This window comes from Perlabentimonas gracilis, assembly GCF_011174675.1.
Classification (GTDB): Bacteria; Bacteroidota; Bacteroidia; order Bacteroidales; family Tenuifilaceae; genus Perlabentimonas; species Perlabentimonas gracilis.
Map to the genome: position 1 here is coordinate 49,082 of NZ_JAANIG010000007.1, position 25,065 is coordinate 74,146.

19 protein-coding genes and 1 tRNA gene are annotated in these 25,065 nt (G+C 44.1%); 15 read left to right on the forward strand and 5 right to left on the reverse strand.

Features of this window, described 5'->3' with window-relative positions:
* The first annotated feature begins 60 nt into the window (after positions 1-60).
* From G8O23_RS04805 to G8O23_RS04820, 4 genes are all read left to right on the forward strand, one after another.
* Positions 61-2,355 (forward strand): cache domain-containing protein, encoded by a 2,295-nt coding sequence (locus G8O23_RS04805; RefSeq protein ID WP_166362350.1) that lies wholly within the window; start codon positions 61-63, stop codon positions 2,353-2,355.
* Positions 2,356-2,560: 205 nt separating this feature from the next.
* Positions 2,561-4,513 (forward strand): DUF3857 domain-containing protein, encoded by a 1,953-nt coding sequence (locus G8O23_RS04810; protein ID WP_166362352.1) that lies wholly within the window; start codon positions 2,561-2,563, stop codon positions 4,511-4,513.
* A 6-nt stretch (positions 4,514-4,519) separates the two neighbouring features.
* On the forward strand, positions 4,520-6,292 hold the full coding sequence (locus tag G8O23_RS04815) for a DUF3857 domain-containing protein (RefSeq protein ID WP_166362354.1): 1,773 nt from the start codon (positions 4,520-4,522) through the stop codon (positions 6,290-6,292).
* A 193-nt stretch (positions 6,293-6,485) separates the two neighbouring features.
* Positions 6,486-7,817, forward strand: coding sequence for a sensor histidine kinase (locus G8O23_RS04820; RefSeq protein WP_166362356.1), 1,332 nt, complete (start codon positions 6,486-6,488; stop codon positions 7,815-7,817).
* A gap of 42 nt (positions 7,818-7,859) precedes the next feature.
* Here the strand turns inward: G8O23_RS04820 and G8O23_RS04825 are convergent, their stop codons facing one another.
* From G8O23_RS04825 to G8O23_RS04835, 3 genes are read right to left on the reverse strand one after another with little or no spacing between them, the layout of a single operon-like run.
* Positions 7,860-8,750: a hypothetical protein gene (locus G8O23_RS04825; RefSeq protein ID WP_166362358.1), complete on the reverse strand. Its 891-nt coding sequence runs from the start codon at positions 8,748-8,750 to the stop codon at positions 7,860-7,862.
* A gap of 11 nt (positions 8,751-8,761) precedes the next feature.
* Positions 8,762-9,220 carry a hypothetical protein gene (locus tag G8O23_RS04830; RefSeq protein ID WP_166362360.1) on the reverse strand — a complete coding sequence of 153 codons (459 nt, stop codon included), beginning with the start codon at positions 9,218-9,220 and terminating at the stop codon, positions 8,762-8,764.
* Between the two features lie 33 nt (positions 9,221-9,253).
* Positions 9,254-12,259 (reverse strand): ATP-binding cassette domain-containing protein, encoded by a 3,006-nt coding sequence (locus G8O23_RS04835; RefSeq protein ID WP_166362362.1) that lies wholly within the window; start codon positions 12,257-12,259, stop codon positions 9,254-9,256.
* A 153-nt stretch (positions 12,260-12,412) separates the two neighbouring features.
* Here G8O23_RS04835 and G8O23_RS04840 point away from each other — a divergent pair, with 153 nt between their 5' ends.
* Together G8O23_RS04840 and G8O23_RS04845 are read left to right on the forward strand one after the other, a co-directional pair.
* A complete protein-coding gene (locus G8O23_RS04840; RefSeq protein WP_166362364.1) occupies positions 12,413-12,787 on the forward strand; it encodes a response regulator in 375 nt (124 codons plus the stop codon).
* A 231-nt stretch (positions 12,788-13,018) separates the two neighbouring features.
* Positions 13,019-14,470 (forward strand): DNA/RNA non-specific endonuclease, encoded by a 1,452-nt coding sequence (locus tag G8O23_RS04845; protein WP_219932415.1) that lies wholly within the window; start codon positions 13,019-13,021, stop codon positions 14,468-14,470.
* Between the two features lie 135 nt (positions 14,471-14,605).
* On the opposite strand, the gene G8O23_RS04850 is transcribed toward G8O23_RS04845, so the two are convergent.
* Positions 14,606-14,872, reverse strand: a complete 267-nt coding sequence (locus G8O23_RS04850; RefSeq protein WP_166362366.1) for a GIY-YIG nuclease family protein — start codon at positions 14,870-14,872, stop codon at positions 14,606-14,608.
* A gap of 28 nt (positions 14,873-14,900) precedes the next feature.
* A tRNA-Arg gene (locus G8O23_RS04855) sits at positions 14,901-14,975 on the reverse strand.
* Positions 14,976-15,168: 193 nt separating this feature from the next.
* On the opposite strand from G8O23_RS04855, the gene G8O23_RS04860 reads away from it, so the two are divergent.
* From G8O23_RS04860 to G8O23_RS04900, 9 genes are all read left to right on the forward strand, one after another.
* Entirely contained in the window at positions 15,169-16,515 is a 1,347-nt protein-coding gene (locus G8O23_RS04860) for an ATP-binding response regulator (protein WP_166362368.1), read from the forward strand.
* Positions 16,516-16,647: 132 nt separating this feature from the next.
* Positions 16,648-17,661 (forward strand): hypothetical protein, encoded by a 1,014-nt coding sequence (locus G8O23_RS04865; RefSeq protein WP_166362370.1) that lies wholly within the window; start codon positions 16,648-16,650, stop codon positions 17,659-17,661.
* A gap of 136 nt (positions 17,662-17,797) precedes the next feature.
* A complete protein-coding gene (gene asnS / locus G8O23_RS04870; RefSeq protein WP_166362371.1) occupies positions 17,798-19,195 on the forward strand; it encodes an asparagine--tRNA ligase in 1,398 nt (465 codons plus the stop codon).
* A 22-nt stretch (positions 19,196-19,217) separates the two neighbouring features.
* A complete protein-coding gene (gene rpoN, locus G8O23_RS04875; RefSeq protein ID WP_166362373.1) occupies positions 19,218-20,672 on the forward strand; it encodes an RNA polymerase factor sigma-54 in 1,455 nt (484 codons plus the stop codon).
* Between the two features lie 24 nt (positions 20,673-20,696).
* Complete coding sequence (locus tag G8O23_RS04880) at positions 20,697-21,326, forward strand: phosphatase PAP2 family protein (protein ID WP_166362375.1); 630 nt, start codon at positions 20,697-20,699, stop codon at positions 21,324-21,326.
* A 16-nt stretch (positions 21,327-21,342) separates the two neighbouring features.
* Positions 21,343-21,879: a lipocalin family protein gene (locus tag G8O23_RS04885; protein ID WP_235942248.1), complete on the forward strand. Its 537-nt coding sequence runs from the start codon at positions 21,343-21,345 to the stop codon at positions 21,877-21,879.
* 3 nt (positions 21,880-21,882) lie between these two features.
* Positions 21,883-23,061, forward strand: coding sequence for an amidohydrolase family protein (locus G8O23_RS04890; protein WP_166362377.1), 1,179 nt, complete (start codon positions 21,883-21,885; stop codon positions 23,059-23,061).
* 110 nt (positions 23,062-23,171) lie between these two features.
* The gene (locus G8O23_RS04895; RefSeq protein WP_166362379.1) at positions 23,172-23,945 is read left to right on the forward strand and encodes a radical SAM protein; all 774 of its coding nucleotides are present in this window, start codon (positions 23,172-23,174) and stop codon (positions 23,943-23,945) included.
* 1 nt (position 23,946) lies between these two features.
* Positions 23,947-24,990 (forward strand): glycosyltransferase, encoded by a 1,044-nt coding sequence (locus tag G8O23_RS04900; RefSeq protein WP_166362381.1) that lies wholly within the window; start codon positions 23,947-23,949, stop codon positions 24,988-24,990.
* Positions 24,991-25,065 lie beyond the last annotated feature (75 nt).

Genomic DNA, 25,065 nt, shown 5'->3' on the forward strand with positions numbered 1-25,065 from the left:
CGATATCCTAATTTTTGCTATGTTTAAAGCTTGATAAGATAATCCAACACCCCCTTTGTTATGAAGATTAAGCTCAATGTTCGACAGAAAATTTCCGTTTTTGTTCTAGGCGTAGCCTTGATTCTGTTTGCAGTTACCATTGGCTATTTTTCAACAACTTCGCAAAGAGCTGCCCGAAAAAACCTAACCGATCTCACCATCGCATACACCGACCATTACTCAAAGGTAATTGAGAGCTGGCTGAATAGTGATATAGCAGTAGCCCGAACCATCTCAAGCTCATTTTTGGAGAATAGGCAGCTGCCTTTTGAGCAGTGGCGCGAGCTAATTATGGGTATGTATCGTCAGGTAATGGTTACCAACCCCCATTTTGATGCCATATGGGATAGCTGGGAGCTTACTTACCTCGACCCCAGCTGGGACAAACCCTATGGAAGGTGGCTGCACATTTTTGTGCGGGAGAACGGTAGGCTTGTTTCAAGATATGAACAGCGAAGTATGGATGGAGACCCTGCTGCCTATGGAGCACTCAAAGCTTCGGGCAAAGAGTCGGTTATTGAGCCCTATGTTTCAGCATTTCAGCAGGGTGGGCTAATGACCTCGCTGGTGGCTCCAATGAATATCAACGGACAGTTTATTGGAGTGGTGGGTATCGATCTTTTTCTTGGCCGATTTCAAGATCTTATAACCAGCATAAAGCCATACGAAGAGGGAAACGCATTCCTTATCTCCAACCAGGGAACTTTTGTTGCGCATGCCGACACCAGCATCTTTTCGCGCAAATTTCAGGAGGTATTCCCCAACCTTGAAGATGAACAGCAGGTAATGCACAAAATTAGAAGGGGGCAAAAGTTCAGCTTTACACATAAAAATGATGCAGGCGAAAGTTACTTCTACAGCTTTAGCCCAATAACCGTTGGCAGGACTGAAACACCTTGGTCGCTGGGTATGGCTATACCCGAAAAAACCATCCTAATGGATGCCACCAAGAGCTACAATACAGGGCTTTTGGTTGGGGTAATTGGTATGATAATTCTTGTTATCACCATTGTCCTCCTTGCCGATAGCATTACCAAGCCAATTAAGCACATCACCCACCTACTCGAAGATCTTGCACACGGAAGAATAGACAAGGGTATGCACGTTATGCTTAACACGGGTGATGAGGTTGCCCGAATGGGCGATGCGCTAAACAAGTCGATTGATGGACTGCTGTCCAAAACAGAATTTGCCAAAAGTATTGAGGAGGGTAAGCTAGATGCAGAGCTTAACCTTTTGAGTAATGATGATGTGCTGGGCAAATCGCTACTCGATATGCGCGAAAGTCTTAGAAAGGCGGAGAATGACGAACAGCAGAGAAAAGCTGAGGATGAAAAACGAAGATGGACAAACGAGGGGCTAGCCAAGTTTGGTGATATTCTTAGGCAGAACAACGACAACCTATCTAAGCTCAGTGAGGAAATCATTAAAAACCTGGTGTGGTATATCAACGCCAATCTGGGTGGTGTTTTTGTTAAAAACGATAACAACTCACCCGTTACGTACGACTTGGCAGCTTCTTTCGCTTACGATAGGAATAGATACATAACCAAATCGTTCGAACTGGGTGAGGGGCTTATTGGCTCATGTGCAGCCGAGAAAGGCACCATATACCTAAAGGAACTCCCCGAGGATTATGTCGAAATTAAGTCGGGATTAGGCACCACCAACCCAAACAACGTACTTATTGTACCTTTGGTTGTAGAAGACGAGGTGATGGGAGTTATTGAGATAGCTTCGCTTAAGATTTTTGAGCCCCACGAGATTGAGTTCGTTGAAATTATTGGAGAGAGCATTGCCTCAACCCTACGTACGGTTAGGGTAAACCAAAGAACTACGGAACTTCTTCAGAAATCGCAGGAACAAGCCGAGGTAATGGCCGCTCAGGAAGAGGAGATGCGGCAAAACCTTGAGGAACTGCAAGCCACGCAGGAAGAGGCTACTCGTAAATCGATAGAAATGGAGGGCATAATTGAAGCGTTAAACGCATCGGCCTACGTTATGGAGTACGATTCCAAAGGAAAGATCATAAACATTAACGAAGCCTACCTCGACCTGCTAGGGCTAAAGCGCGAAGAGACAATTGGCACTCACCACTCCGATAATCTAGTGCTTACCGAGCAACAACGTATGCATTATGAGGAGTTTTGGTCCGATTTGCGCAGGGGTAAAGTTCAAAAACAAACTACTCGGGTGAACTTGGCGGGCAAAGAGTTTATATTTTTGGAAACCTACACCCCAATTAGAGATGCCAGCGGTAAGGTATACAAAATTCTAAAGGTGGCCACGGATATAGGCAATGCCAGCAATGAATAATTAAACAAAAACTAATCAATACTTTTGGGAAATAACAACTACCTGGTGTAGCTTCTGCCTCCCCAATCCCCCTTTTAGCATAAGCTAAAATTGGGCTGGGGAACTTGAGGCGTAAGGCAACCAAAACACCCGTATTGATTTAACCCGCTTTTATAATGCTGGTCTAAATCACAACTTTATCCTATTAACCTAAAACTCTTAACCTATGCGTTTAAAATTATCATTATTCCTGTTCCTAATCCTATTGGGATTTGGCTCTATGGCGCAGACTCACAAGCTACTCCAAGGAGCGGGTGGACCTAAAGATTACCCCGGCTCCGACTATATGCTTGTGTACGACAGCATTCATGTTGATGTGCAGGAAACAGGGTTAAGCTACTTTAACACTTCAACCCTATACAAGGTGCTAACAACCGAGGGGGCAAAGAAGCTAGCCGTACTAAAGTTCGATTACGATCCCCTAACGGCTTTTGTGAGAATTGAAAGGGCACGTATCATTAGAAAAAATGGTGATACTGAGGACTTAGATACAGATCGGGTACACGACTACCCTGCTCCAGCCCGAATGATTTACTGGGGGGCTCGCCAAAAGATGATTGACATAGGCAGGCTTGAGCCCGGTGATGGTATTGAAATAAAATTCTTTAAAAAAGGATTTTCATACGCCTTGCTCTATCAGCAGGAACTAAGCGATGAGTACTACATTCCACCAATGCGTGGCCATTTTTATGATATTGTGGAGTTTTTTAGCCCCGTTCCCATCAAGGAAAAGGTGTATCAGGTTACCATCGATAAGGACAAAAACCTAAAGTATAAATTCTATAATGGCAAAGCCGTTGAAAGGCGAACCGAGCTAAACGGAAGGGAAAATTTCTTTTTCGCTGTAAAAAACATTCTTCCAATGAAGCGCGAGGAGAGAATGGTTGCCCTATCGGATGTGGCTCCTAAACTCCTAATGTCCACCAGCCCCGACTGGTATGCAAAATCGAAATGGTTCTATGGGGTAAACGAGGATTACGGGAGTTTTATCCCAACCCCTGAGGTTGACAAAAAGGTTAAGGAGATACTGAAGGAAGCTAAAACTGAACTCGACTCAATTTCCCTACTCAACCATTGGGTTGCCGATGAGATGCGCTACAGCGGACTATCAATGGGTAAGGGCGAGGGTTTTACACTCCACAATGCCGAGATGAATTTCCACGATCGTTGTGGCGTTTGTAAGGATAAGGCGGGTATGCTTGTGGCTATGCTCCGTTCAGCAGGGTTCGAATCCTATGCAGCGATGACGATGGCCGGATCGAGAATTGATCGTATTCCTGCTGACCAATTTAACCACTCCGTAACGGTTGTAAAGCGAAAGAATGGCGAGTATATGCTACTCGATCCAACCTGGGTTCCTTTTGTACGCGAGGAGTGGAGTAGCCGTGAGCAGCAGCAGGGATACCTTATGGGTTTGCCCGAGGGTGCCGATTTAATGGAAACCCCCATCTCTCCACCCGAAAATCATTACTTTAGAATAAATGGAACGTCTCAGCTCCACAAGGATGGAACATTAATCGGCGAGTTCAGCCTAACGGCCGAAGGGCAATCGGATGCTGCAGTGCGTGGCCTGTTTACCCGCAGCTACAAGGCCGATTGGAAAGCTAATTTGGAGCGGGAACTGGTGAAAATATCACCACGAATTGAGATTATTGAGGTTACAAAAACCGATCCCTACGAGTACCTTAAACATCCCGTGCTTATTACGGTAAAGTACCGAATACCAAACTTCGCAGTAGCAACCGATAACGAGGTAATCTTTACCCCTGTTGTGGCCGCAAATCTTTTTGGTAGTAGGCATAGCCATCTAAGTTTTAACACTGCGATTGAAACCCGTGAGCATCAATTTACCGATGGCTGCTCAAAGCTAATTGAACTGAACGAAACCATAACCCTACCCGACAACATGACGATGGTCTTTAGCCCAGAATCGAAAAATCTTTCTGGCTCGGGTGCCGACTTCGTATCTTCATATACTCTCGATGGTAATACACTCAAATTCACCCAAACCGTTACGCTCAAGAAAAGGGTTTACGATCCTGAGGACTGGCCCTCGTTCCGCAATGCGGTGAAGTATCAGAACGAATTTGCTAAACAACCCGTAATCCTAAAATATTAAATCGAGATGAAAAACATAAAATATATAATTGGATTACTGGTACTAATTGCAGTATCGTGCTCCAAGCCCCTAACCGATGAGCAGAAGAACGCCGACTCTATCCTGCTAAAGCAAATACATGAGTACACACTGAATGCCGATGGTTCAATGGACTATCGTTACTACCACCAACGGCAGTTCAATTCCTATATGTCGTTCCATCGCCTGTATGGCGAAACATTTGTGGTTTACAACCCCAAGTTCCAATCCTTTAAAGTTTCCAAATCCGAAACCACAATGGCCGATGGGAAAAAGGTTCAATCGCCCGAGAATGCATTTAACGAGGTGCTCCCCTTTCAGGCCGCCGATGCTCCCGCATACAACCATCTTAGGGAGATGGTTATTACCCATGTGGGGCTAGAGATTGGTGCTGTTGTGGAACTCGATTACACCCTGCACTCCGATGCTGGTTTTACGCCATTTTTTGCAGAAAAGCAATTGCTAAACGAGAGCTCACCCATTAAGGAGCTGGAGGTTATGGTAAAAGTTCCTAAAGGCGAATCTTTAAACTATTTCTTTGTTAACCAAAACGATAACATAAGATTTAACAAGAGTACCAAGGGTAATTTTGATATCTACACCTGGAAAGCCAATGAACTAAGGGCACGCTCCAACGAGCCCAACCAGGTTGAAGGGTATACCGACTACCAAACACTTTTGTTTAGCAATGTAGATCTAGCCAACTCCGTAAGGATTTTGAAGGATGCCTTGACCAAGGATTTTTCGTTAGATAAATCAATGGAAAGCCTTTTGAAAAGGAAATCAAAGGATTGGGATTTGGTTGAAGAGATAAGAGCCTATGTGGCTAAGAACATGAATAGCTACTGGGTATCGCCAAGGTATGCTGGCTACCAGTTCCGCAACCCAAATGAGGTTTGGGCAAGCAATGGAGGAACCGAGGCCGAAAAGGCAATGCTTTTAGCTTCGCTACTAACAAAAGCGGGCTTCGAGGCCAACCTAGCGCTTGCTGCTTACCCTCAATACCTGAGCCCAGAAGTTGGATGCCCAATGGTTTTTGACAAATATCTGGTTAAAGTAGATATTAATGGAGAGACTAAGTTTATAAAGGCAATAGACGATAGAAGTGAAGTCCCTGGCGCTCGAGCTATGCTTTCGGTTGCAGATGATATTTCAAGCATCGAGTTTAAACCCGTTGAAAAGCCAGATATAAGAGCCCATTTACAAGCGCAGCTCAATTTTGAAAAGGATGAAAGTGTTCTGTGCGAAGGAACGATTAGCTTTAGTAATTACAACAAGGACAAGGGCTTACTTACCGATGTTCCTTCTGCAATGCTATCCACAACAAATAAACCCGACGATGGCGGACAGAAGGTTATTGCCTTTGAGTTTGCTAAGGTTAAGGCACAAACGATTGATAATTACATATCCTACAGTTTTCCCAGAATTGCACAGGGTATTGCTATGGCAAATTTAAGGGAGCTGCCCACCGATAGAGTGACCCGTTTGGAACTACCCGGTGCAATTGATGAGTTGTATGAGTATGTGGTAAAAATTCCAAAAGGTTTTGAATTAGTATCACCAGAATACAATGAGGTTCTTGAAAATGAATTTGGCAGGGTGAGCATAACCTTTGAGTGGGCAAATGGTGAATTAAAGGTGAGCCGTCATCTTGTACTTAAAAATGGCATCGTTCCGGTTGAGGCCTTCACTCAATTTAGGGAACTGATTGGCTTGTGGATGGATTCAAATTTGAATAGGGTTTTAATTAAGCAGATATAGGGGGGATGGTTCTTCCTCATTGTAAGTGGTTAGATGTTAACAAATCCTCTTTATATGCACTTGCTATGAGGAAGAGCCTTAGTATTTTTAATTATCTTTACTAGGAAACGTTGTACTTTTACAAATTCTAATACACAAGTACTTTGTAAGGATGCTGGAAAATAATAGACCAAATGTGGATAAAAGTATTGTGATGCAAAAGATTTTATTGCAAAATCTTAAGCGTATATCCTTTTTTCCTTTTTTTATTATTCCCATAAGTTTAGCACATATTATTCTTTTTTACCTAAAGCTTTCTGAACCAAACACAATAGAGTATAATTGGCGAATTGGAATAATTGCTGCACACTCAGGCCTAATAGTCCTTTCACTGTTTATAGCACTGGCAAACTATTTACTTAAAAGGGTTCGGCACAAGAAACTCGAGTTAATTAATATTTATAGCAGTTTAGTTTTTCTTGGCCTTCTTATTCTTGCTGTTGCAATAGTGGTTATCGACCAGTGGGCTACACCATCAATAACTCCCTTTTTGGTTATTTGCACAATTCTGGGTCTGGTTTTTTTAATAAACCCTCGCTATACAATCATCCTTTTTATTGCTGGTTATATTCTGTTTTACATTGGCTTAGGGCTTACCCAGTATGACCCTGACATACTCCTTTCGAACCGAGTAAATGGCTTAACCAGCATTGGTATAGGATTTTTCCTTTCGCTGGTGATGTGGAGGTATAATAACGATCGAATCATACAATCAATCATCATTGAAAAGCAGAACAAAGATTTAACCCAAAGAAATATTGAGCTTATTGAGCAGTCGAACCAACTACAATCGGCTCTAAGCATTAAGGAAAAGTTGTTTAGCATTATTGGGCATGATTTGCGCGGGCCAATGGCCGGTATAATAAGCCTTAACGACCTTATGACCCAAAGCATTGAAGGGTATGATTGTAATAAAACCGCAAAATTCAACAAGGCGATAGGGGGTGCTTCGGCTCAGGTTATGAACCTGCTCGACAACCTTTTGGACTGGTCGAGAGCCCAATCGAGCAGAACAGGTGTTAAGATGGACTGTATTGAGACCGAGAGACTGGTGGATCATTGCATTAGCGTTCTTTCAACGAGTGCCTGTAGTAAAAAAATCGTTGTAAATAAGCACATAAATGTTAGGGCCATACATTCCGATATAAATATTGTTAAAGCCGTTCTACGCAACCTGCTTTCAAATGCCATAAAATTTTCATACACAGGGGGTATTGTAGATATTGTTGTGGATGACAAAAATGATTTCGTGGAGTTTTCGGTTAGGGACAAAGGTTTGGGAATGGACGAAAGTACAGCTTCCTCCCTTTTTACAGGTGAAGATGTTGAATCGAAACTAGGCACCAATGATGAGAAGGGGACTGGCCTAGGATTGTTAATATCAAAAGATCTAATAGAAATGCTTGGGGGAAAAATTTGGGTTGAGAGTGAACCCAGAATAGGCTCTACCTTTTTCTTTCGTGTTCCAAAGTTAGTTGTGGAGTAGGGTTATTTGCATTGTTACTAAACCCTGCTTATATCGTTACCATTAAGATGGGCTTGTATATTTCCCGCGCGTTTCAACAACTACGCGCTTAAGCTTAGCATAGTTTTCGGGAGTAATTGACAGTTGAATGTTGCCCCCCGAAAAATTTAGCTCCCCACCCTTACCCTTGGTGGCCTTGCTTTCCGATTCGATCTTAGCATCAACGAGATTAAACACATCTAGAATGGCTTGCAGATCATGGTAAAGATTACTCATCCATTGATCGTCGGTGAAATCGCTCATAAAGTTACAAAGGTTCTCCAAGCCATAGCGTTGATCGTATATTTTGCGCAGCAATGAGTAATCAGCTTCCAAATCATCTGTTTGATTTATGGCAAGATAAAGCACCTCTACGTACCCCCCTGCAGAAATAATGGCAAGCTGCCTCTCATTTCCAGTCAGCGTAAGGTAGTTTACCATATCATTATAGGAGTTTCGGGCAATGGCTCCAAGCGAATCGATATTAGCCTCGTTAGCCTCAACCCGCCTGCGCATCTGTTCATCAAAAATTGAGGACAACCCCGCATGATAAGCCAATTTCTCGATAGTTCCAAAATACTCAGATGCTTCGCTTAAAGTTTTAAAAACCGTGATATAAGCAAAATCAGCGGCATAAACCCCCAGGTTAAAGTTTTGTACACGAGAATCATGGTACTTGTCGGCATTACTAATGGGGTTCAAAAAATCTTTTAGGTAGATTAGCTGATCCGTTTTAATGTAATCGATGATGTCCTTAGGAGCCGGGAAGCGATAAAATATTTTTGAGGCATCCCCTTGTTTAGACAGATCTACTTCCTTATATTCTTGCTGCTGATTTCTCCTCCTCTCACCCCCTTGGTTACATGAAGCGAGCGCAAAGATTATGGTTACGATGATTAGTATTCTTGTTCTCATTGCTATTCCATTTAGAAAGCATCAACATTGATACGTTTTGCCACAAGCACCCCAACACATCGTTCACGGGTATCGGATTTATCGTTGCCCTCCTCGGGAACCAAGATCTCCAGTATAAGCTTTTTTGTGGCATTATTAGTAAACTTCACGCTATCTACATAGCTTTCGGCTGCATTATCAAACAAGACCTTTCGGCCCGATGCGTCATCGAGAATTCGAAGGTTAATATTTTTAAACTTACGATGCGAGCACACCGAAACGAAATAATCGGTTAGTTCAAAAACCACAATATTCACCTCGGCCTTTTCTCCAACGCGTAGCGAGACACTTGTCGATTGCTGATCGTAATAGTAGGAGAAGTCGGGTATTGGACACGCACGAGTGTGGTAGTCGGCGCAAGCCTGAGCATTAGCCTCTTGGGAAAATGCTCTTAAGAGTAAAAACAGAAAGACAATACCACTGATACGCATTCGAATAATCAGATTTATGAGGACAATGCCCTTTTAGTGCTTCGAAATTAATGAAAGTATTTTTCTCAACAAATCGAAATAAAGAGAAACATAGAGCAGCAAGGAAATTAACCAAATTATTAGAACGTTAAACCACTCAGCAGGTATAGGAATACCCCCCACCACTTTATATTGACTTAAGAAATGTGCCGCCCCTAAATTTGAGTCTGGCAGTAAATAAATTGGCTCAAACTTCCTAACAAAATCTTGATCTGTCCTAATAATCTTTACAGTTTCTTTCCGAGCCAACACCAAATTGCTAACAGCCTCGTTACTATGATTATACTTTAGGTTCGTAATGTAATTAATGTCCTCATGTGAATCAACCAATGACATAGTTAGGCTATCTCGCACTGCAGTTATCCTTTTTAAGTCCTCTGAAACATATTTCCGAAGTACCTGCAGTTGACCTAAAAGGGTATCGGCATAAAGCAAGTTAGAGGGAATAAGGCTGGCCGTTTGTTTGAGCTGGTTAGCACCTCCCAGCTTTTCAATTCCATTGCTAAGTAGCATAATAAGGTTTTCGTCGATATCCTGGCCGCCTGCGTTCCGCTTCAGCTCTTGAGCTACCTGTTCTATTTCTGGAATTAGGTAACCGTTGATATACCTGAGGGAACTCTCTCTTCTGTTGATATGGATAAAGTTTTTATCATATTCATTATTAACAAACTGGTTTACGAGCAACGCCTCAAAACCCCAGCGACTAACAGCCAAATTGGCAATGGTTGGAACATTCTGATGTGTTGCTATCTTACTATTTAGCTTATCAAAAGGAATCAACGAGCCATTGAGAAGCAGCTGAGGCATCAGTAGTATAGGGATGGATATATAAATAGCCACTGTGGTTCTTAAACCCGACGAGAGGTTTAGCCCAAGTAATCCGGCATTAAATGCAATGCTAAACAGAATAACCCATATATTAAACCAGCCGTTCTTAATCTCTAGTACGCTATTGCCCACCGCTACAAAAAGACTAATCTGGACAAGTAAAAAAACGAACAGACATACCAGCTTGGAGTTTATATACGAGAACCGGCTAAGGCCTAAAAACTTTTCGCGCTGAATAATATTCCGATCCCTAATAATACGCTCTGCCCCCAACATAAGCCCCAGGAACATGGCCACAATTACCGACATTAAGAGGTAGGCTGGCAGGTTTTCGTTCCCCCATAAGGTATAACTTTCTGAAGCTACCCCCCGGGTGTGTTTGGAAAGTAGCGAAAGGATTAATGCCAGAAGCGGCGCCTCAAGCAACGAAATGACAAGAAATTGCCGATCGGATAGCATCGATAGCAGGTTCCGCCTGATAAAAACCGAAAACTGAAGCCGCTTTGGGCTTTGCTTAGTATTCCTCCTTGGTAAAGGAGAGGTGTTGCTGGGCGGAATGTTAGTATTCAGCTCCCTAAAATGGTTATACCAGAATTCGGGTGAGTATAGCCTATGCTCGGTGGGCATACCATCGGCTTTTAGTCTTTTCGACTCAATAATACTTAAGATCTGTTCGGGGTTAACATTACCGCATACAGCACACTCGCGTTCACTTGCGTTTACCTCGGTGGTAATAGTTTTCAGATGGAGTAATGAGTCCACCGGATTGCCAAAGAATACAGCTCGCCCACCCTTGTCGAGAACCAAAATCTTATCGAACAGCTTAAATATGCTCGACGATGGCTGATGAATATTTACCAATGCAATAATGCCCTGTTGGGTTTTCTGCTTAATGATATCAATTATCCGTTCTGAATCGGTTGACGACAAACCGGAGGTGGGCTCATCTACAAAAAGTATTTGAGGCTTTCGAACAAACTCTAGCGCCATATTAAGCCGTTTTCGCTGGCCTCCCGAGATAATATTTTTTTCAGGCTCCCCAACTTTCAACTTTTTTATCTCGCTAAGCCCCAACTCGTCTAGGGTCTGCATCACAGCTTTAGCGGTTTGTAATGGCGATTTCAGTGGAAGGCAAAGCCTTGCTGTAAAGTATAGGTTCTGAAAAACAGTAAGCTCCTTTACAAGCAAATCATCCTGTGGTATAAGGCCAAGGTAGGGATATCGGCTCTTCCCCAAACCATACCAATCGACACCGTTTAGGGTTACGGTTCCTGTGGTAGGCTTTAGATTCCCTGCCAAAAGGTTAAGCAACGTGGTTTTGCCTGCTCCGCTATTGCCTATCACGCCTACCATTTCTCCAGATTGTAGGGAGAAGCTAAGGGGGTGAACGCCCATAACTCCATCGGGAAATTTGTACGAAAGATCCTTTATGCTAAGCAAATTATTATCCCGTAGGCCATGATGACAAAAGAGCCCATATAAATACCCGAAGAAGATGGGGCTAATCTTATAGTTTTCAATTACTCCCCCCTTCTCGAAAATGTAAACCCTGTTGGGCTTAGTAAGGCTGCTATTGCGTATAAAAAGTTCCTTTGTTCCGGTATGCTTATAAAAAATGGTGTTAGTTATTCTATTGTATAAAAAGACCACCTCACCATTGATTGTGGGCTTCAGAATTTGTCGAATGGGCCATTCCGTTCGTTCTTGGGGGACAATAGCTATAATGTTGTCGGTTTTCCAAGCGCCACTCATAAGCGAAAACTCGAATATATCATTTACCTCCGATCGCTGCAGCTGGAATATAATTCCCAAGGTTTTTACCAAATCGAGCGATTCGCCCCTTAATGTCTGCCCTTGTGTTAAGATGTCAAGTATGGTGATAAGCAGGTGCAAACGGGTTTGCTTACTTAGCTCACCTACAATGCTTGAACAGATAATAGTACACTTCACCGAGAAAAGCGATTCGGTTTTTGCAGAGTATTTTCTTTGAGAGAAAGTCTCGACATGGTACTTGTATATATTGAGAATCTCGTCACCCTCGGCCACGTTGGTGTATTCGCCCAAAAAGATTGAAACTGCTTCTAGGGCGTGCGTTTGGTTGATTGTCCTGTTGTTAAATTGCTTAACAAGGGCAAACAGCCTCATTATAGCCTTTAGAGTTGACTGCCTCATATAAATTGTCCGCTTTCTCTGGGTTCAAAAATAGGGATATTTAAAAGAATGAGAACCTAAAGATTGTAATCTGGTCATCAAATAGAAAATTCCCTATAAAACTAATAAATATGGCTTATCTTTGCCCCAAATTAACCCTCTTAGTTTTTAAAAATGACAACTATACTGGTTGTAGACGATTCCTTAATAGGCAGACACGTTGTAGAGGCAATGCTATCGTCCCTAAGCTACAACTTAGAATTTGCGGTGGACGGACAGGAAGCCCTTGATAAAGCAATTGAATTAAAGCCTACCCTAATCATCCTAGACATTATGATGCCAAAAATTGATGGCATTGAGGTAACTAAACTTATTCGAAAGCATGAAGTAATTAGCGAAACCCCAATCATAATATTTACGGCTCTCGACGATAAGGACACCAAAAACAGGGCGCTAAAGGCTGGTGCTAACAGTGTTCTGGTTAAACCCATAAGGAAAACGCTTCTAAAAGAAACCATTGAGGCCATATTAGATACTAAAGGCAATTAACGCATTGAACTTTCCTGCTAACTTTTACAAGTGTTTTCAGGTGAACTAGAACCATAATTCTTTGGTTTTTAAAATTTATTAATTGGAAGCCAGCAATCACTCCTTGCGGCTATTTCATCTGTGTTGATGTGTTAAATCACCCAATAGTTTAGCGTGTAACCAGTTGCGTTCTATAATAATTTGGTTACTTTTAGGCGTTAATAATAAGTTTTTTACTACCTATTCTTTTTTATGAAGCATTTAGTTTACAGGTTCTTATCAATTGCAATTATTGCTGCTCTTTTCTCCCTCTCAAGCTGTACAGAAGAAGAAAACACCCATCCAACACTTACCTCAACCGAGGTCACAAACATCGAAGAGGATACTGCCATTCTTAAAAGTGCTGTCGACAGCGATGGTGGTTTGCAGGTTACTGCACGTGGGTTTTGCTGGAGTATATCAGCCGATCCAACACTTGAAAACAACAACGGCTTTACCCAGGAGGGTGAGGGTGTTGGCGAATTTGCAAGTACAATTTCCCAACTATCGCCCAACACAAGCTACCAAGTTAGGTCGTATGGAACCAATATGCTGGGAACAGCATATGGTGAGATTCAAACATTCTCAACCTCAATGGCATTGCCTACGGTATCAACCGTAAGCGTTTCTTCTATAACTTGGAATGCAGCCGCGGTAGCAGGTGATGCAACTTCGGGAGGCGGTGGCGACATTACAGAGCGTGGCTTTTGCTGGTCAACAGCAGAAGAACCAACAATTGACGACGAAAAGCTACAGAAGGGCGAAGGGTTGGGAGAGTTCTCACTTGTAGTCGAGAACCTTACTCCAGAGCAAACATACTACCTTAGAGCCTATGCCATAAATGCAAAGGGTGTTGCCTATGGCGAAACCATTAGCTTCACAACTCTGGAGGAACCTCTAAACGTACCCGACAATCACCATATGCTACTGGGAAATCCGAGCTCTGCTACCGATGATATTCTTAATGCCAACGACTACCTGATGGTTAAGGATCAGTTCCACCTATCGTACAACAACACAACTCGAACTGCAAACTGGGTAAGCTGGCATCTTAACACAAGCTATTTGGGTGATGTAGGACGGCAGGATGATTTTAGAACAGACTACTCGCTACCATCCAGCTGGTACAGAGTATCTGAAACATCTTATCGCTATTCTGGTTTCGACAGAGGGCATCTCTGCCCAAGCGGAGATCGAACAGCTACGGTAGCGGCCAATTCAGAAACTTTTCTGATGACCAACATGATGCCACAATCCCCTAATAACAACAGGATAACTTGGGCCGCTCTTGAGACCTACTGCAGAAACCTTGCAAAATCGGGAAAGGAGCTATACATTGTTGCTGGGCCACACGGACAGGGCGGCACCGGGTCTAATGGATATGCCGAAACTATTGACAATGACAATATTGTTGTGCCAAGCACTACTTGGAAAATAATTGTGGTGCTTAACAATGGCGACAACGACTTAGAGCGCATAAACACCAACACTCGGGTAATTGCTGTAATTATGCCCAACACCCAGGATGTTAACAATTATAAATGGTACGATTATAGGGTTAGTGTCAACGATGTGGAGGAGCTAACAGGCTTCGATTTTCTATCGAATGTATCAACCAGCATACAGGAGGTAATTGAAGCGGTGGTGGATAATGTTCCCATTTAGCTAAAAAATACTCTTACGTAAAAACCCCGCAAACACTTTGTTTGCCGGGTTTTTTGTAGCCCCACCAAGAATCCCTGCCTGACTGGCTGCTCCAGCAGGCAGGCAGGGAACTTGGATCTATGGTTGATGAAACCGCTATGCCGTGTTTCCTTTGCTGGCAAGGATTGCCCGGAGCTTCCTCTTCCCACTGGCCGTCTTGTAGTATTTTTCTTTGGTCCTTGCTTGGCCTGAATCGCCCACGGGTTCTGAAAAGAAAAGCCGCCAGGGGGTGTAGGGCTTGGTGGATCGAACTTGCCCCTGGTTATGCTGGGTAAGCCTACGTGGAACGTCCTGAGACATGCCCACGTAGATGCGGTTACCCTTAAGGCTCACCATTGCATAAACGTAGAAAGGATCGTCCATAATAAAAAAGGGCACTGAATGCGCCCTCTGGTAGCCCCACCAAGAATCGAACTTGGATCTACGGTTTAGGAAACCGCTATTCTATCCATTGAACTATGGGGCCAACATTTCAGGTCGCAAAAATAAGTCTTTTTTAGTAGCTCAGCAAATAAAAAAACATTTACAGATTTTAAATGTTATAGTTTAGTATTCAGAAACAAGCATTTCATAAAAAACCAGCTAATTAATTAACATTGCCATAGTGCCATCTCAACTAATTTATATATCTTGTTTTTCAAACTTTTTGCCATGCGGTTATGAGAAAAACCCTTCGGTTTGAGCATAAAATAATTATCGCCTACCTGTTAGTTGGAGGACTGTGGATTCTGTTTTCAGATAAGATGATCCTGCTATTTACCGATGATCTTGCCACCATAAGCCGCTACCAAACCCTGAAGGGTTGGTTCTACGTGCTGGTTACCGCAGTTCTATTCTTCCTCATTCTCCGATGGTACATCGTAAGGCTACGCAAAGCGTTAGATAAAGCCCAGGAAAGCGATCTGCTTAAAACAGCTTTTCTGCAAAATGTGTCGCATGAAATTCGCACCCCCATGAACTCCATCTGTGGGTTCTCCACTCTCCTTGGCCGCGAGGGCATTACGCCCGAAAAACAAAAACAGTACACAGGAATAATAATCAATAGCAGCAACCAGCTACTTTCAATAGTTAACGATATTCTTTGCATCTCCAATATAGAGACTGGCCAGGAGTCCGTAAATAAAAACAGCACCCAGGTTGATGCCATTTTTAACGAGGTTTTCAATGCCCTACAACCGCAGACCAAATCGAAAGACGTGACCCTTAAGCTTAATATCGATAGCCAGCTGATGGATGCTGAGGTTATAACAGATGGCCCCAAGCTTAAACAAATTGTATGGAACTTAGCCAGCAATGCGGTAAAATTCACGCACAAAGGCGAGGTTGTTATGGGCTGTGCACTGGAGGAAGACCAGCTTAAAATCTACATTACCGACACAGGTATAGGTATTGCCCCCGAAATGCACGAAAAAGTTTTCGACCGATTTGTACAAGCCGACTCATCAATTCAGCTGAACTATGGCGGAACAGGGCTTGGCCTACCCATTGCAAAGGGATACGTAAATCTACTTGGTGGTGAAGTAAGGCTTCACTCTGAACCAAATGTGGGTACTAGCGTATCGGTAACAATTCCTGTTCAAGCCACGCCAAATGCCAAATCTAAAGCTGTAGATAATCGCGATCTTAAACAAGGTGAAAGCCATAAAAACATGGTGATTTTGGTTGCCGAGGACGAGGAGTACAACTATATGTACATTGAGGAGATAATAAAAAGTATCAACGGAGAGGTAGTTAGGGCAGCTAACGGACAAGAAGCCGTTGATATTTGCGAGAGGAATTCCAATATCGATATGGTAATTATGGATCTGCGAATGCCCATAATGAATGGGTACGAGGCCACTCAGAGAATTAAAAAGCTACGGCCTAGCCTCCCAATTGTAGCCCACTCCGCCTATAAAGAACCCGAAAGGCATGGGGATAAACTGAAAGGGGGATTTGACGATTACCTTCCAAAACCATTAAATCAAAAAATTTTAAACGGAATCCTATCGAAGTACAGAAGGTAGTTTTATTAATTTCTCCCAAAAAACTCTTAGACAGTACCCAAAATAGTTTATCTGCTCATTTGTGCTAAACGCCCAATCTGCTTAGCTGTTTTTTTAATATCTTTAAGGTCGAAAACAAACAACTACCTTAAGATGACAACTAAAAGGTTACTAGTGCTTTTCGGGGTTTTACTTATCTCAACTGCCCTACTTGCCCAAACCAAAATGCCCTCAATTAGAGAAATGCGTTGGGGACGCGATTACAATCTACATGTGAAGCTCTCAAACGACACCAACTACGTTATGGACGTAAGAGCTCTTCACCACACGGGGGAGTTGTCGTTTAATAGCGATGCCGAAGGGGCAACTTACTACCCAGTTAGCCTCGATGAGGAGTTTATTAACCACATAAAGAACCGTAAGCTCGATAGCGAAAGGCACCAAACCACCGATTCCATTCAGCCCACTACGCGCCCAACCACCCTTTGGTCTGCATTACACGGCACGCTTGGGGGTGGATACGTACACTTTGTAAACTGTTTGGTATATGCGCTGGAGTCGAACCACCTTAGGCTCTCCGATCCAATCATGCGCAGGCCCGAAACCAAATGGAAGCCCAAACCCATGACCCAATCGTACAAGCGAACCCGCAAGTGGGAGTACTACGTGCCATACGATCAAAAGCAGGCTCAACGGGAGTACAAACTTCGCAAGCGCGAGAACGATCTAAGAGACCTGCAAGGGATTCCCGAAAAGTTTTTAGAACTTTTCCTAAGCACTAACCAAAGAAATTACGATAAGCTACGTGCCGAAGGGAAAAAGATGCAACTTGCTCAAATCGATTTGGTGCGACTGCTGCTGGGGGCAAAATATCTGGGTATCGATCAAATTGAGTTTATACAGCAACGAGTTACCTCCTCTGTACTGCTATACAGCGTTAGCAACCTGCCATCGGTTATCATTTTCGACGACTACAAGGCCGCCGTTGCCATGACCCTCGACAAAACGGGTTACAAAATCGATTACGTAGTTTTTCAGGATCAAAACCTACTGTCGGATCAGGAGTTTGAAAGCCGTTACCAAATGATTGAAGCAATGATTGAGGCTATTAACGAGGCCAACGAGAAGGTTTTCCGCAAAAGGCTCTCCAGCTATTACGGATCGTAGCTCATCAAAAATCATACCCTCCTCTTCGTTCTAAGCACTGAAAAGAGCTGGGTTTTTCAAAAAATGGTTACTTTTGTGCATTGCAAAATGATTTTTTGGTCTGGCTCAAATTAGTATTGATAATCAACTTATTAAAATGACACTTAAATCACGTTCAAAGATTGTAGACCTACTGAAGGGAGGCGTTGTTGGTACTGAGGTAACCGCAAAGGGATGGGTAAGAACTCGCAGGGGGAACAAGAATGTTGCTTTTATCGCCCTAAACGACGGCTCTACCATACATAATATACAGGTTGTTGCTGATGTGACAACCTTTGGCGACGATTTTCTGAAGGATGTAAATACGGGTGCTTGCATCATGGTGGTTGGGCAGCTCGTTGAATCGCCCGGCGCTCAGCAGCCCGTTGAAATTCAGGCAAAAAACATTGAGATTTACGGCAAGGCCGATGCAGCAACCTACCCTCTTCAGAAAAAGGGGCACAGCTTGGAGTTCCTACGGGAGATTGCCCACCTTAGGCCACGTACCAACACCTTTGGTGCTGTACTACGTATTCGCCACGCCATGGCCTACGCCATTCATAAGTTTTACAACGATAAGGGCTTCTTCTATCTACATACCCCAATTGTTACAGCCTCCGATGCCGAGGGTGCTGGGGCAATGTTCAGGGTTACCACCCTCGATATTGAAAACCCACCCCGCAGCGAAGACGGCAAGGTGAACTTTACCGAAGATTTTTTTGGCAAGGAAACCAACCTAACCGTATCGGGGCAGCTCGAGGGCGAACTTGGAGCGCTAGCCCTTTCGGAGATTTACACCTTTGGCCCTACCTTCCGCGCCGAGAACTCTAACACACCTCGTCACCTGGCCGAATTCTGGATGATAGAGCCCGAAATGGCATTCTACGATATTGAGGACAACATGGACTTGGCCGAGGAGTTCCTAAAGTATCTTACCAGCTACGCCCTTGAGCACTGTAAAGACGATTTGGAATTCCTAAACAAGATGTGGGATAAGGAGCTAATAGAGCGCCTAAACTTTGTAGCCAGCAACAAGTTCGTTCGCCTAACATATACCGAAGCTGTTGATATCCTCGAAAAAGCCGATCAGAAGTGGGAGTTCCCTGTTTTCTGGGGTGCCGACCTGCAAAGCGAGCACGAGCGATACTTGGTGGAGAAGCATTTCAAAAAGCCAGTAATCCTTACCAACTACCCAAAGGATATCAAGGCTTTCTATATGAAGCAGAACGACGACGGTAAAACCGTGCGTGCCATGGATGTGCTGTTCCCAAAAATTGGTGAGATTATTGGAGGATCACAACGCGAAGAGAACCTTGAGGCCCTAACCACACGTATGGCCGAGATGAATATACCCCAGGATGAAATGTGGTGGTACATTGATACCAGAAAATTTGGAAGCGCACCCCACAGCGGTTTTGGCCTAGGATTTGAGAGGTTACTCCTCTTTGTTACCGGAATGAGCAACATTAGAGATGTAATTCCATTCCCTCGTACACCTAATAATTGTGAGTTTTAACCACTAACATTACGCCTTTAAAATGCTTAAGCAAAGGTTACAACAAAAGTTACTACAGAAGCTATCGCCGCAGCAAATACAAGTAATAAAGCTGCTGGAGATACCCACCATGCAGCTTGAGCAAAGAATTAAGAAGGAGTTGGAGGAAAACCCCACCCTTGAGGAAGGGGTTAACTACGAAGATGAACAGTATCAGGAGGAGAGTGCCAACGAAGAAAAGGATAGCCAGAACGATGATGAGTTCACGCTAGAGGATTACCTGAACGACGAAGAGATACCCTCGTACCGATTATCATCAAACAACTACTCCAAAGACGATAAGCGCGAAGAAATCCCCTTTTCAACAGGAATATCGTTCCATGAGCACCTCGAGAACCAGCTTGGGCTTAGAGTCCTCGACCAGCACCAGAAGAATTTAGGGCTATACCTAATTGGCAATATTGACGACGACGGCTACTTGCGCAGAAAGCTATCGGCCATTGCCGATGATTTGGCCTTTTCGGCAGGCGTAGAAACCGATGAGGATGAGCTGGAGCAGATCCTGTACATCATTCACGATTTTGACCCCGTGGGTGTTGGCGCACGCGACCTGCAGGAGTGCCTCCTAATACAAATACAGAGCAAGGGTCAAACCGTACCTCAGGTGGCGCTTGCCCGCAAAATACTCAAGTATCATTTCGATGAGTTTACCCGCAAGCACTACGATAAGATACAGAGCAAGCTAAGCTTAAGCGACGAGCAGTTGAAAGAGGCCATTGACGAAGTACTAAAGCTTAACCCAAAGCCCGGCGGCAGCTTTCATGATCCACACAACCGCATGTCGTACCATATTGTTCCCGATTTTATACTCGACCTGGTGGATGGTGAGCTTATTCTTAGCCTTAACGCTAAAAATGTACCCGACCTCAAAATTAACAGGGAGTACTCGCATATGCTCGAATCGTACGCTGCCAACCGAAACAATGCATCAAAACAGGAGAAAGAGGCGGTTGCTTTTGTGAAACAAAAGATCGATTCGGCCAAGTGGTTTATCGACGCCATTAGGCAAAGGCAGAACACCCTGCTATTCACCATGCAGGCCATCATCGAGTACCAAACGGAGTTCTTTAAAACAGGCGACGACACCAAGCTTAAGCCGATGATTTTGAAAGATATTGCGGAGGCTACCGGGCTTGATATTTCAACCATATCGCGGGTGGCCAACAGCAAGTACATCCAGACCAACTTCGGAATATACTCACTAAAACACTTCTTTAGCGAGGGTATGCAAACCGATTCGGGCGAGGAGGTGTCTACCAAGGAGATTAAAAAAATATTACAGGATTGCGTGGGGGCAGAGGATAAGCGTAAACCGCTTACAGACGAGAAGCTAATGGATATCCTTAAGGAAAAAGGATATCCCATTGCCCGCAGAACTGTGGCCAAATATCGTGAGCAGCTTGGCATACCCGTGGCTCGGCTAAGAAAGGAACTATAGTAATTACGAGTCCACTTACAATTAATGTCAACATCTTTTAAAATATCGAGATTTTTTGCCCAAACCATTTCGGTATTGCTGCACCCTATGCTGATGCCAACCTATGGCCTGCTGGCCATCTTTATTGGCAATAACAGCATGCTGGTTTTACCCTACGATGCCAAGCGAATTATTCTCATTATTGTTGCCATTAACACGCTTGCACTTCCAATGCTTATTATACCCCTATTCAACAGGATGGGAATTATTAAGAGCATACAAATGCATGAGCATAGAGAAAGGATTATCCCCCTTGCTTTTACACTTGTTCCATACATATTTTCATTTTACTTCCTCAAGCGGCTCCCCATACTTAATGAGGTATCACTTTTTATGCTTGGGGCATCGGTTACTCTTGCCATTGCACTTATGGTTTCCATATGGTGGAAAATTAGCCTTCACATGATGGGTATTGGAGGTTTGGTAGGGTTATTCTTTGCCCTATCTACTCGCTTTTATTTTGATGTAACCTGGTATTTTATTGCTGCTGTGGTGGTTGCTGGTTTAGTTGCCTGGGCAAGGCTTGTTCTTAGCACGCACAAACCATCTCAGGTTTACACCGGGTTTATTTTAGGCTGGATTTCGGTTTCTGCATCAATTCTGCTACTTAGCTAGCAAAAGTGAATACGTTATGATCAGAGTTATCCTTATGTATGTTGCTACCTTTGTAGCAATATCATTTAACGCTATGGCACAAAACACTAACGAGCTGAAAACAGTTAGCGACGTGGAGCTGGAGAAGTTTTTGGGCGTGTGGTACGAGATTGCCCGCTTCCCCCACTCGTTTGAGCGAGATTTAGTGGGAGTAACGGCAACCTATTCGCTCAAAAAGAACGGCAACATCCGGGTGCTAAACCAGGGGTACAAAAACACCCTTGATGGGAAGGTAAAAAGTGCTAAAGCCTTTGCCAAAACCCCTAATCCAAACGAACCGGGAAGACTTAAGGTTTACTTCTTTTGGCCATTTGGCGCCGACTACCTAATTCTCGATCTGGACAAAGATTACCAATGGGCGCTTGTGGGTAGCAGCTCGCCCAACTACCTTTGGATACTAAGCCGTTCGCCCCAGATGGATGATGGGCTGTATAAATCCATCGTCGCAAAGGCCCAATCTCTTGGGTACGATATATCCAAGCTGGAACTTGTACCGCAGAAATTAGAGGAGTAGAGCATGCGTCGGGTATCGGCAAACTATATCTACACTAATGCTGGGGAGCCCATCAGGAATGGTGTTGTAGGAATTGATGATAGCGGCATCATTAAGGAGATTATTGACCACAAGGGCAAGGAGAAGGAGTACGCCCACACCGAGTTCCGCAACGGTATTATTGTACCTGGCTTTGTGAACTGCCACTGCCATCTAGAACTATCGCACCTTAGGAACAGGATAAGCAAAAATCTTGGACTGGCGGGGTTTGTTAACCAAATCCGCCATCACAGGCTAACCGGCGAAACAGTTAACGATGCAGATTTAGCAGACGCAATGAATAGCATCATAAAAAGTGGAACGGTTGCCGTTGCTGATATTTGCAATACAACCGACAGCTTTTTGGCTAAGCAAAACGCTAGAATTCACTTTGTCAACCTAATCGAGGTGGTGGGGATTGAGGGCGATAAGGCACAGTGGATCATAGATAAGGCAAGGGCAACAAAGCTAATTGCAGACGAAACCCTTGGCGCCAACAACCACCTTACACCCCACTCGGTTTACACCCTTTCGACTCCCCTACTAGAGATGCTTAGCAACGAGATTGCTACCAATGCTATTGTATCAATCCATTTTGCCGAAAGTCCCAACGAGGAGCAATTTACGGTGCAAAGAGCAGGAGGATTAACCGAGAACTACGCTAGCTGGGGTTTATCAACCCATGATGCTCCAAAAGAAAATCCGTTAGAGATTGTGAAAAGGTATCTCCCCCGCCAAGCGAATACCCTGCTTGTACACAATACATACCTTAGGCGGCAACAGGCAAACGAGCTGGCGCAACACTTCCCCAATGCCTACTTAGTTCTGTGTCCCGCATCAAATATCTATATAGAGAACTCGCTACCCGACATTCCTATGCTTATGAGCAGTGGCGTTCCCATAGCCTTGGGCACCGACAGCTTGGCATCTTCCCCCTCGCTATCAATACTCGATCAGATGAAGATTATTACCCAAGCGTTCCCAGGCATTCCGTTTACTCAGCTGCTCAACTGGGCTACCATTAATGGTGCAAAGGCTATTGGGCAGGATCGTAGGCTGGGCACTATTGAGCTGGGCAAGTCGCCGGGGTTAAACCTAATATCGCCGTTCGATTTTGCAAACAATCAACTTCTCCCCCACAGTCGGGTTATAAAACTAGCCTAGCCCAGAACCTTACCACATGAATTATGTTGTTAAACTATTGTTAACAACATTGCATTTGCTTAGGGCAAAATCTTTAATTTTTACCTTTGTACATATTTTTGAATAACCATATGGCAACATTTCTTTTTGATGAGATTATTTTTGGCCCGGTGCGTAGTCGTAGGCTTGGGGTTTCGCTGGGCGTAAACCTACTACCCACCACCACAAAGGTTTGTAGCTTCGACTGTATTTACTGCGAGTGTGGCTGGACGCAGGGCAACCAAACCGAAAAATTACCAACCCGAGAGCTTGTTAGAGACAAAATGGTTGAGCGCTTCGAGAGCATGAAGGCCAAGGGCGAAGAGTTGGATGTTATAACCTTTGCAGGCAATGGCGAGCCCACGCTACATCCCAACTTCGAGGGGGTTATTGACGACACCATTGAGCTTAGGAACAAGTATTTTCCCAGCGCACGCATTGCTGTTCTATCGAACTCTACCATGCTGCATAAGCCCAGCATTGTTAAATCGCTCTTGAAAATTGATCAAAATATCCTTAAATTAGACTCAGGTTTCGACGAGACCATCCAGCTGCTCAATCAGCCTCATAGGCACACCACAGCCGAGGAGGTAATTAAACACCTAGAGCAATTTGATGGTAATTTTATTTTGCAAACCATGTTTGTAAGGGGGAGCCACAAGGGTCGGGAGGTAAATAACACCACCGATGCGGAGGTCGACAAGTGGCTATCGGCGGTAAAAAGGCTTATGCCAAAGGAGATTATGATTTACACCATTGCGCGCGATACGCCAGCCGATACGCTTAGCAAGGTTCCTATTGATGAGCTAGAGGCAATTGCAAAAAAGGCAAGGGATTTAGGTATACCAGTACAAGTTTCGGGATAATATGTTAAAGATTAATGGGAATGAGCGAGTTTTAATAAGCCCCCTGGGATGGGGGCTTGGACACGCCACGCGTTTAATTCCAATTATTTCCGACCTCACTGAGCGAGGATGCTCCGTTGTGATTGCAGCCGACCTGCCATCCAACGAGTTGCTCCGCGTTCGCTTTCCTGAGCTGGAGTATATTCACTTCCCTTCGATAAACATCAAGCTTTCGCGTCGTCGCCTTAAAATTGTAAGGCTTTTTCAAATTGCCATTCGTTTCTTCCTGTTGACCTACAGGGAACACAAGCAGATTAAGAAGCTTGTAAAGGAGTACATGATCGATATTGTGATATCGGATAACCGCTATGGATTGTGGGGTGCTACAGAACAATCGGTACTTATTACGCATCAGCTAAAAATACTTTTCCCTGCACCCTTTAAATGGGCAGAGTTCCTTGGTAGGTGGTACGTTAAACGGTATGCCGAGAAGTACACCGAGTGCTGGGTTCCTGACAGGCCTCTAGGCTTCCGTTTTTCGGGTGAGCTGTCGAGCCCACGTAGTCTACCCAGCAATATTGAGTATATTGGAATCCAGTCGAGGTTTTCGGATATTGAAGTGGAAAGGGTAGAATCGGAGTGGGACTTTGTAGGCATTGTATCGGGGCCACCACCCCAACGCGATATTTTTGAGCAAATACTAATCAGCATAGCCAACAGGCTTAAGCTTAAGGTGCTAATATTTCAGGGATTGCCGCTAGGCCCACGCTTGGCCCGAACCGTTGGCAACGCAACCCTTGTGTCGCATCTCCCCGACGACCAAATGGCGCAAGCCATCATCTCGGCAAAGCTGCTAATCTGCCGATCGGGGTACAGTACCATTATGGACTTAGTTGCACTTAATCGCTCGGCAGTAATTGTACCCACCCCGGGGCAATCAGAGCAGGAGTACTTGGCTAAATACCTGGCAAGGCACAATCTGTTTATTAGCATTCCTCAAAGCCGACTGTTAAGCCTTACCCTAGCTAATTACAGGCAGTTGGCTAGTGCAAACAAGCCAAAATAGCGGCTAGTTGACAAACTATTTTTGCTCTTCCAGTACAAAACGTTTAACTTAGCGTATCTTTTACAAGACAACGAA

What these genes read in the sequence shown, in the direction of transcription:
- G8O23_RS04850 (WP_166362366.1), bottom strand. Translation starts at nt 14,872, where the DNA reads ATGGACGATCCTTTCTACGTTTATGCAATGGTGAGCCTTAAGGGTAAC.
- G8O23_RS04845 (WP_219932415.1), top strand. Translation starts at nt 13,019, where the DNA reads ATGAAGCATTTAGTTTACAGGTTCTTATCAATTGCAATTATTGCTGCT.
- G8O23_RS04820 (WP_166362356.1), top strand. Translation starts at nt 6,486, where the DNA reads ATGCAAAAGATTTTATTGCAAAATCTTAAGCGTATATCCTTTTTTCCT.
- G8O23_RS04830 (WP_166362360.1), bottom strand. Translation starts at nt 9,220, where the DNA reads ATGCGTATCAGTGGTATTGTCTTTCTGTTTTTACTCTTAAGAGCATTT.
- G8O23_RS04860 (WP_166362368.1), top strand. Translation starts at nt 15,169, where the DNA reads ATGAGAAAAACCCTTCGGTTTGAGCATAAAATAATTATCGCCTACCTG.
- G8O23_RS04825 (WP_166362358.1), bottom strand. Translation starts at nt 8,750, where the DNA reads ATGAGAACAAGAATACTAATCATCGTAACCATAATCTTTGCGCTCGCT.
- G8O23_RS04810 (WP_166362352.1), top strand. Translation starts at nt 2,561, where the DNA reads ATGCGTTTAAAATTATCATTATTCCTGTTCCTAATCCTATTGGGATTT.
- asnS (WP_166362371.1), top strand. Translation starts at nt 17,798, where the DNA reads ATGACACTTAAATCACGTTCAAAGATTGTAGACCTACTGAAGGGAGGC.
- G8O23_RS04865 (WP_166362370.1), top strand. Translation starts at nt 16,648, where the DNA reads ATGACAACTAAAAGGTTACTAGTGCTTTTCGGGGTTTTACTTATCTCA.
- G8O23_RS04835 (WP_166362362.1), bottom strand. Translation starts at nt 12,259, where the DNA reads ATGAGGCAGTCAACTCTAAAGGCTATAATGAGGCTGTTTGCCCTTGTT.
- G8O23_RS04885 (WP_235942248.1), top strand. Translation starts at nt 21,343, where the DNA reads ATGATCAGAGTTATCCTTATGTATGTTGCTACCTTTGTAGCAATATCA.
- G8O23_RS04880 (WP_166362375.1), top strand. Translation starts at nt 20,697, where the DNA reads ATGTCAACATCTTTTAAAATATCGAGATTTTTTGCCCAAACCATTTCG.
- G8O23_RS04840 (WP_166362364.1), top strand. Translation starts at nt 12,413, where the DNA reads ATGACAACTATACTGGTTGTAGACGATTCCTTAATAGGCAGACACGTT.
- G8O23_RS04895 (WP_166362379.1), top strand. Translation starts at nt 23,172, where the DNA reads ATGGCAACATTTCTTTTTGATGAGATTATTTTTGGCCCGGTGCGTAGT.
- rpoN (WP_166362373.1), top strand. Translation starts at nt 19,218, where the DNA reads ATGCTTAAGCAAAGGTTACAACAAAAGTTACTACAGAAGCTATCGCCG.
- G8O23_RS04890 (WP_166362377.1), top strand. Translation starts at nt 21,883, where the DNA reads ATGCGTCGGGTATCGGCAAACTATATCTACACTAATGCTGGGGAGCCC.
- G8O23_RS04900 (WP_166362381.1), top strand. Translation starts at nt 23,947, where the DNA reads ATGTTAAAGATTAATGGGAATGAGCGAGTTTTAATAAGCCCCCTGGGA.
- G8O23_RS04805 (WP_166362350.1), top strand. Translation starts at nt 61, where the DNA reads ATGAAGATTAAGCTCAATGTTCGACAGAAAATTTCCGTTTTTGTTCTA.
- G8O23_RS04815 (WP_166362354.1), top strand. Translation starts at nt 4,520, where the DNA reads ATGAAAAACATAAAATATATAATTGGATTACTGGTACTAATTGCAGTA.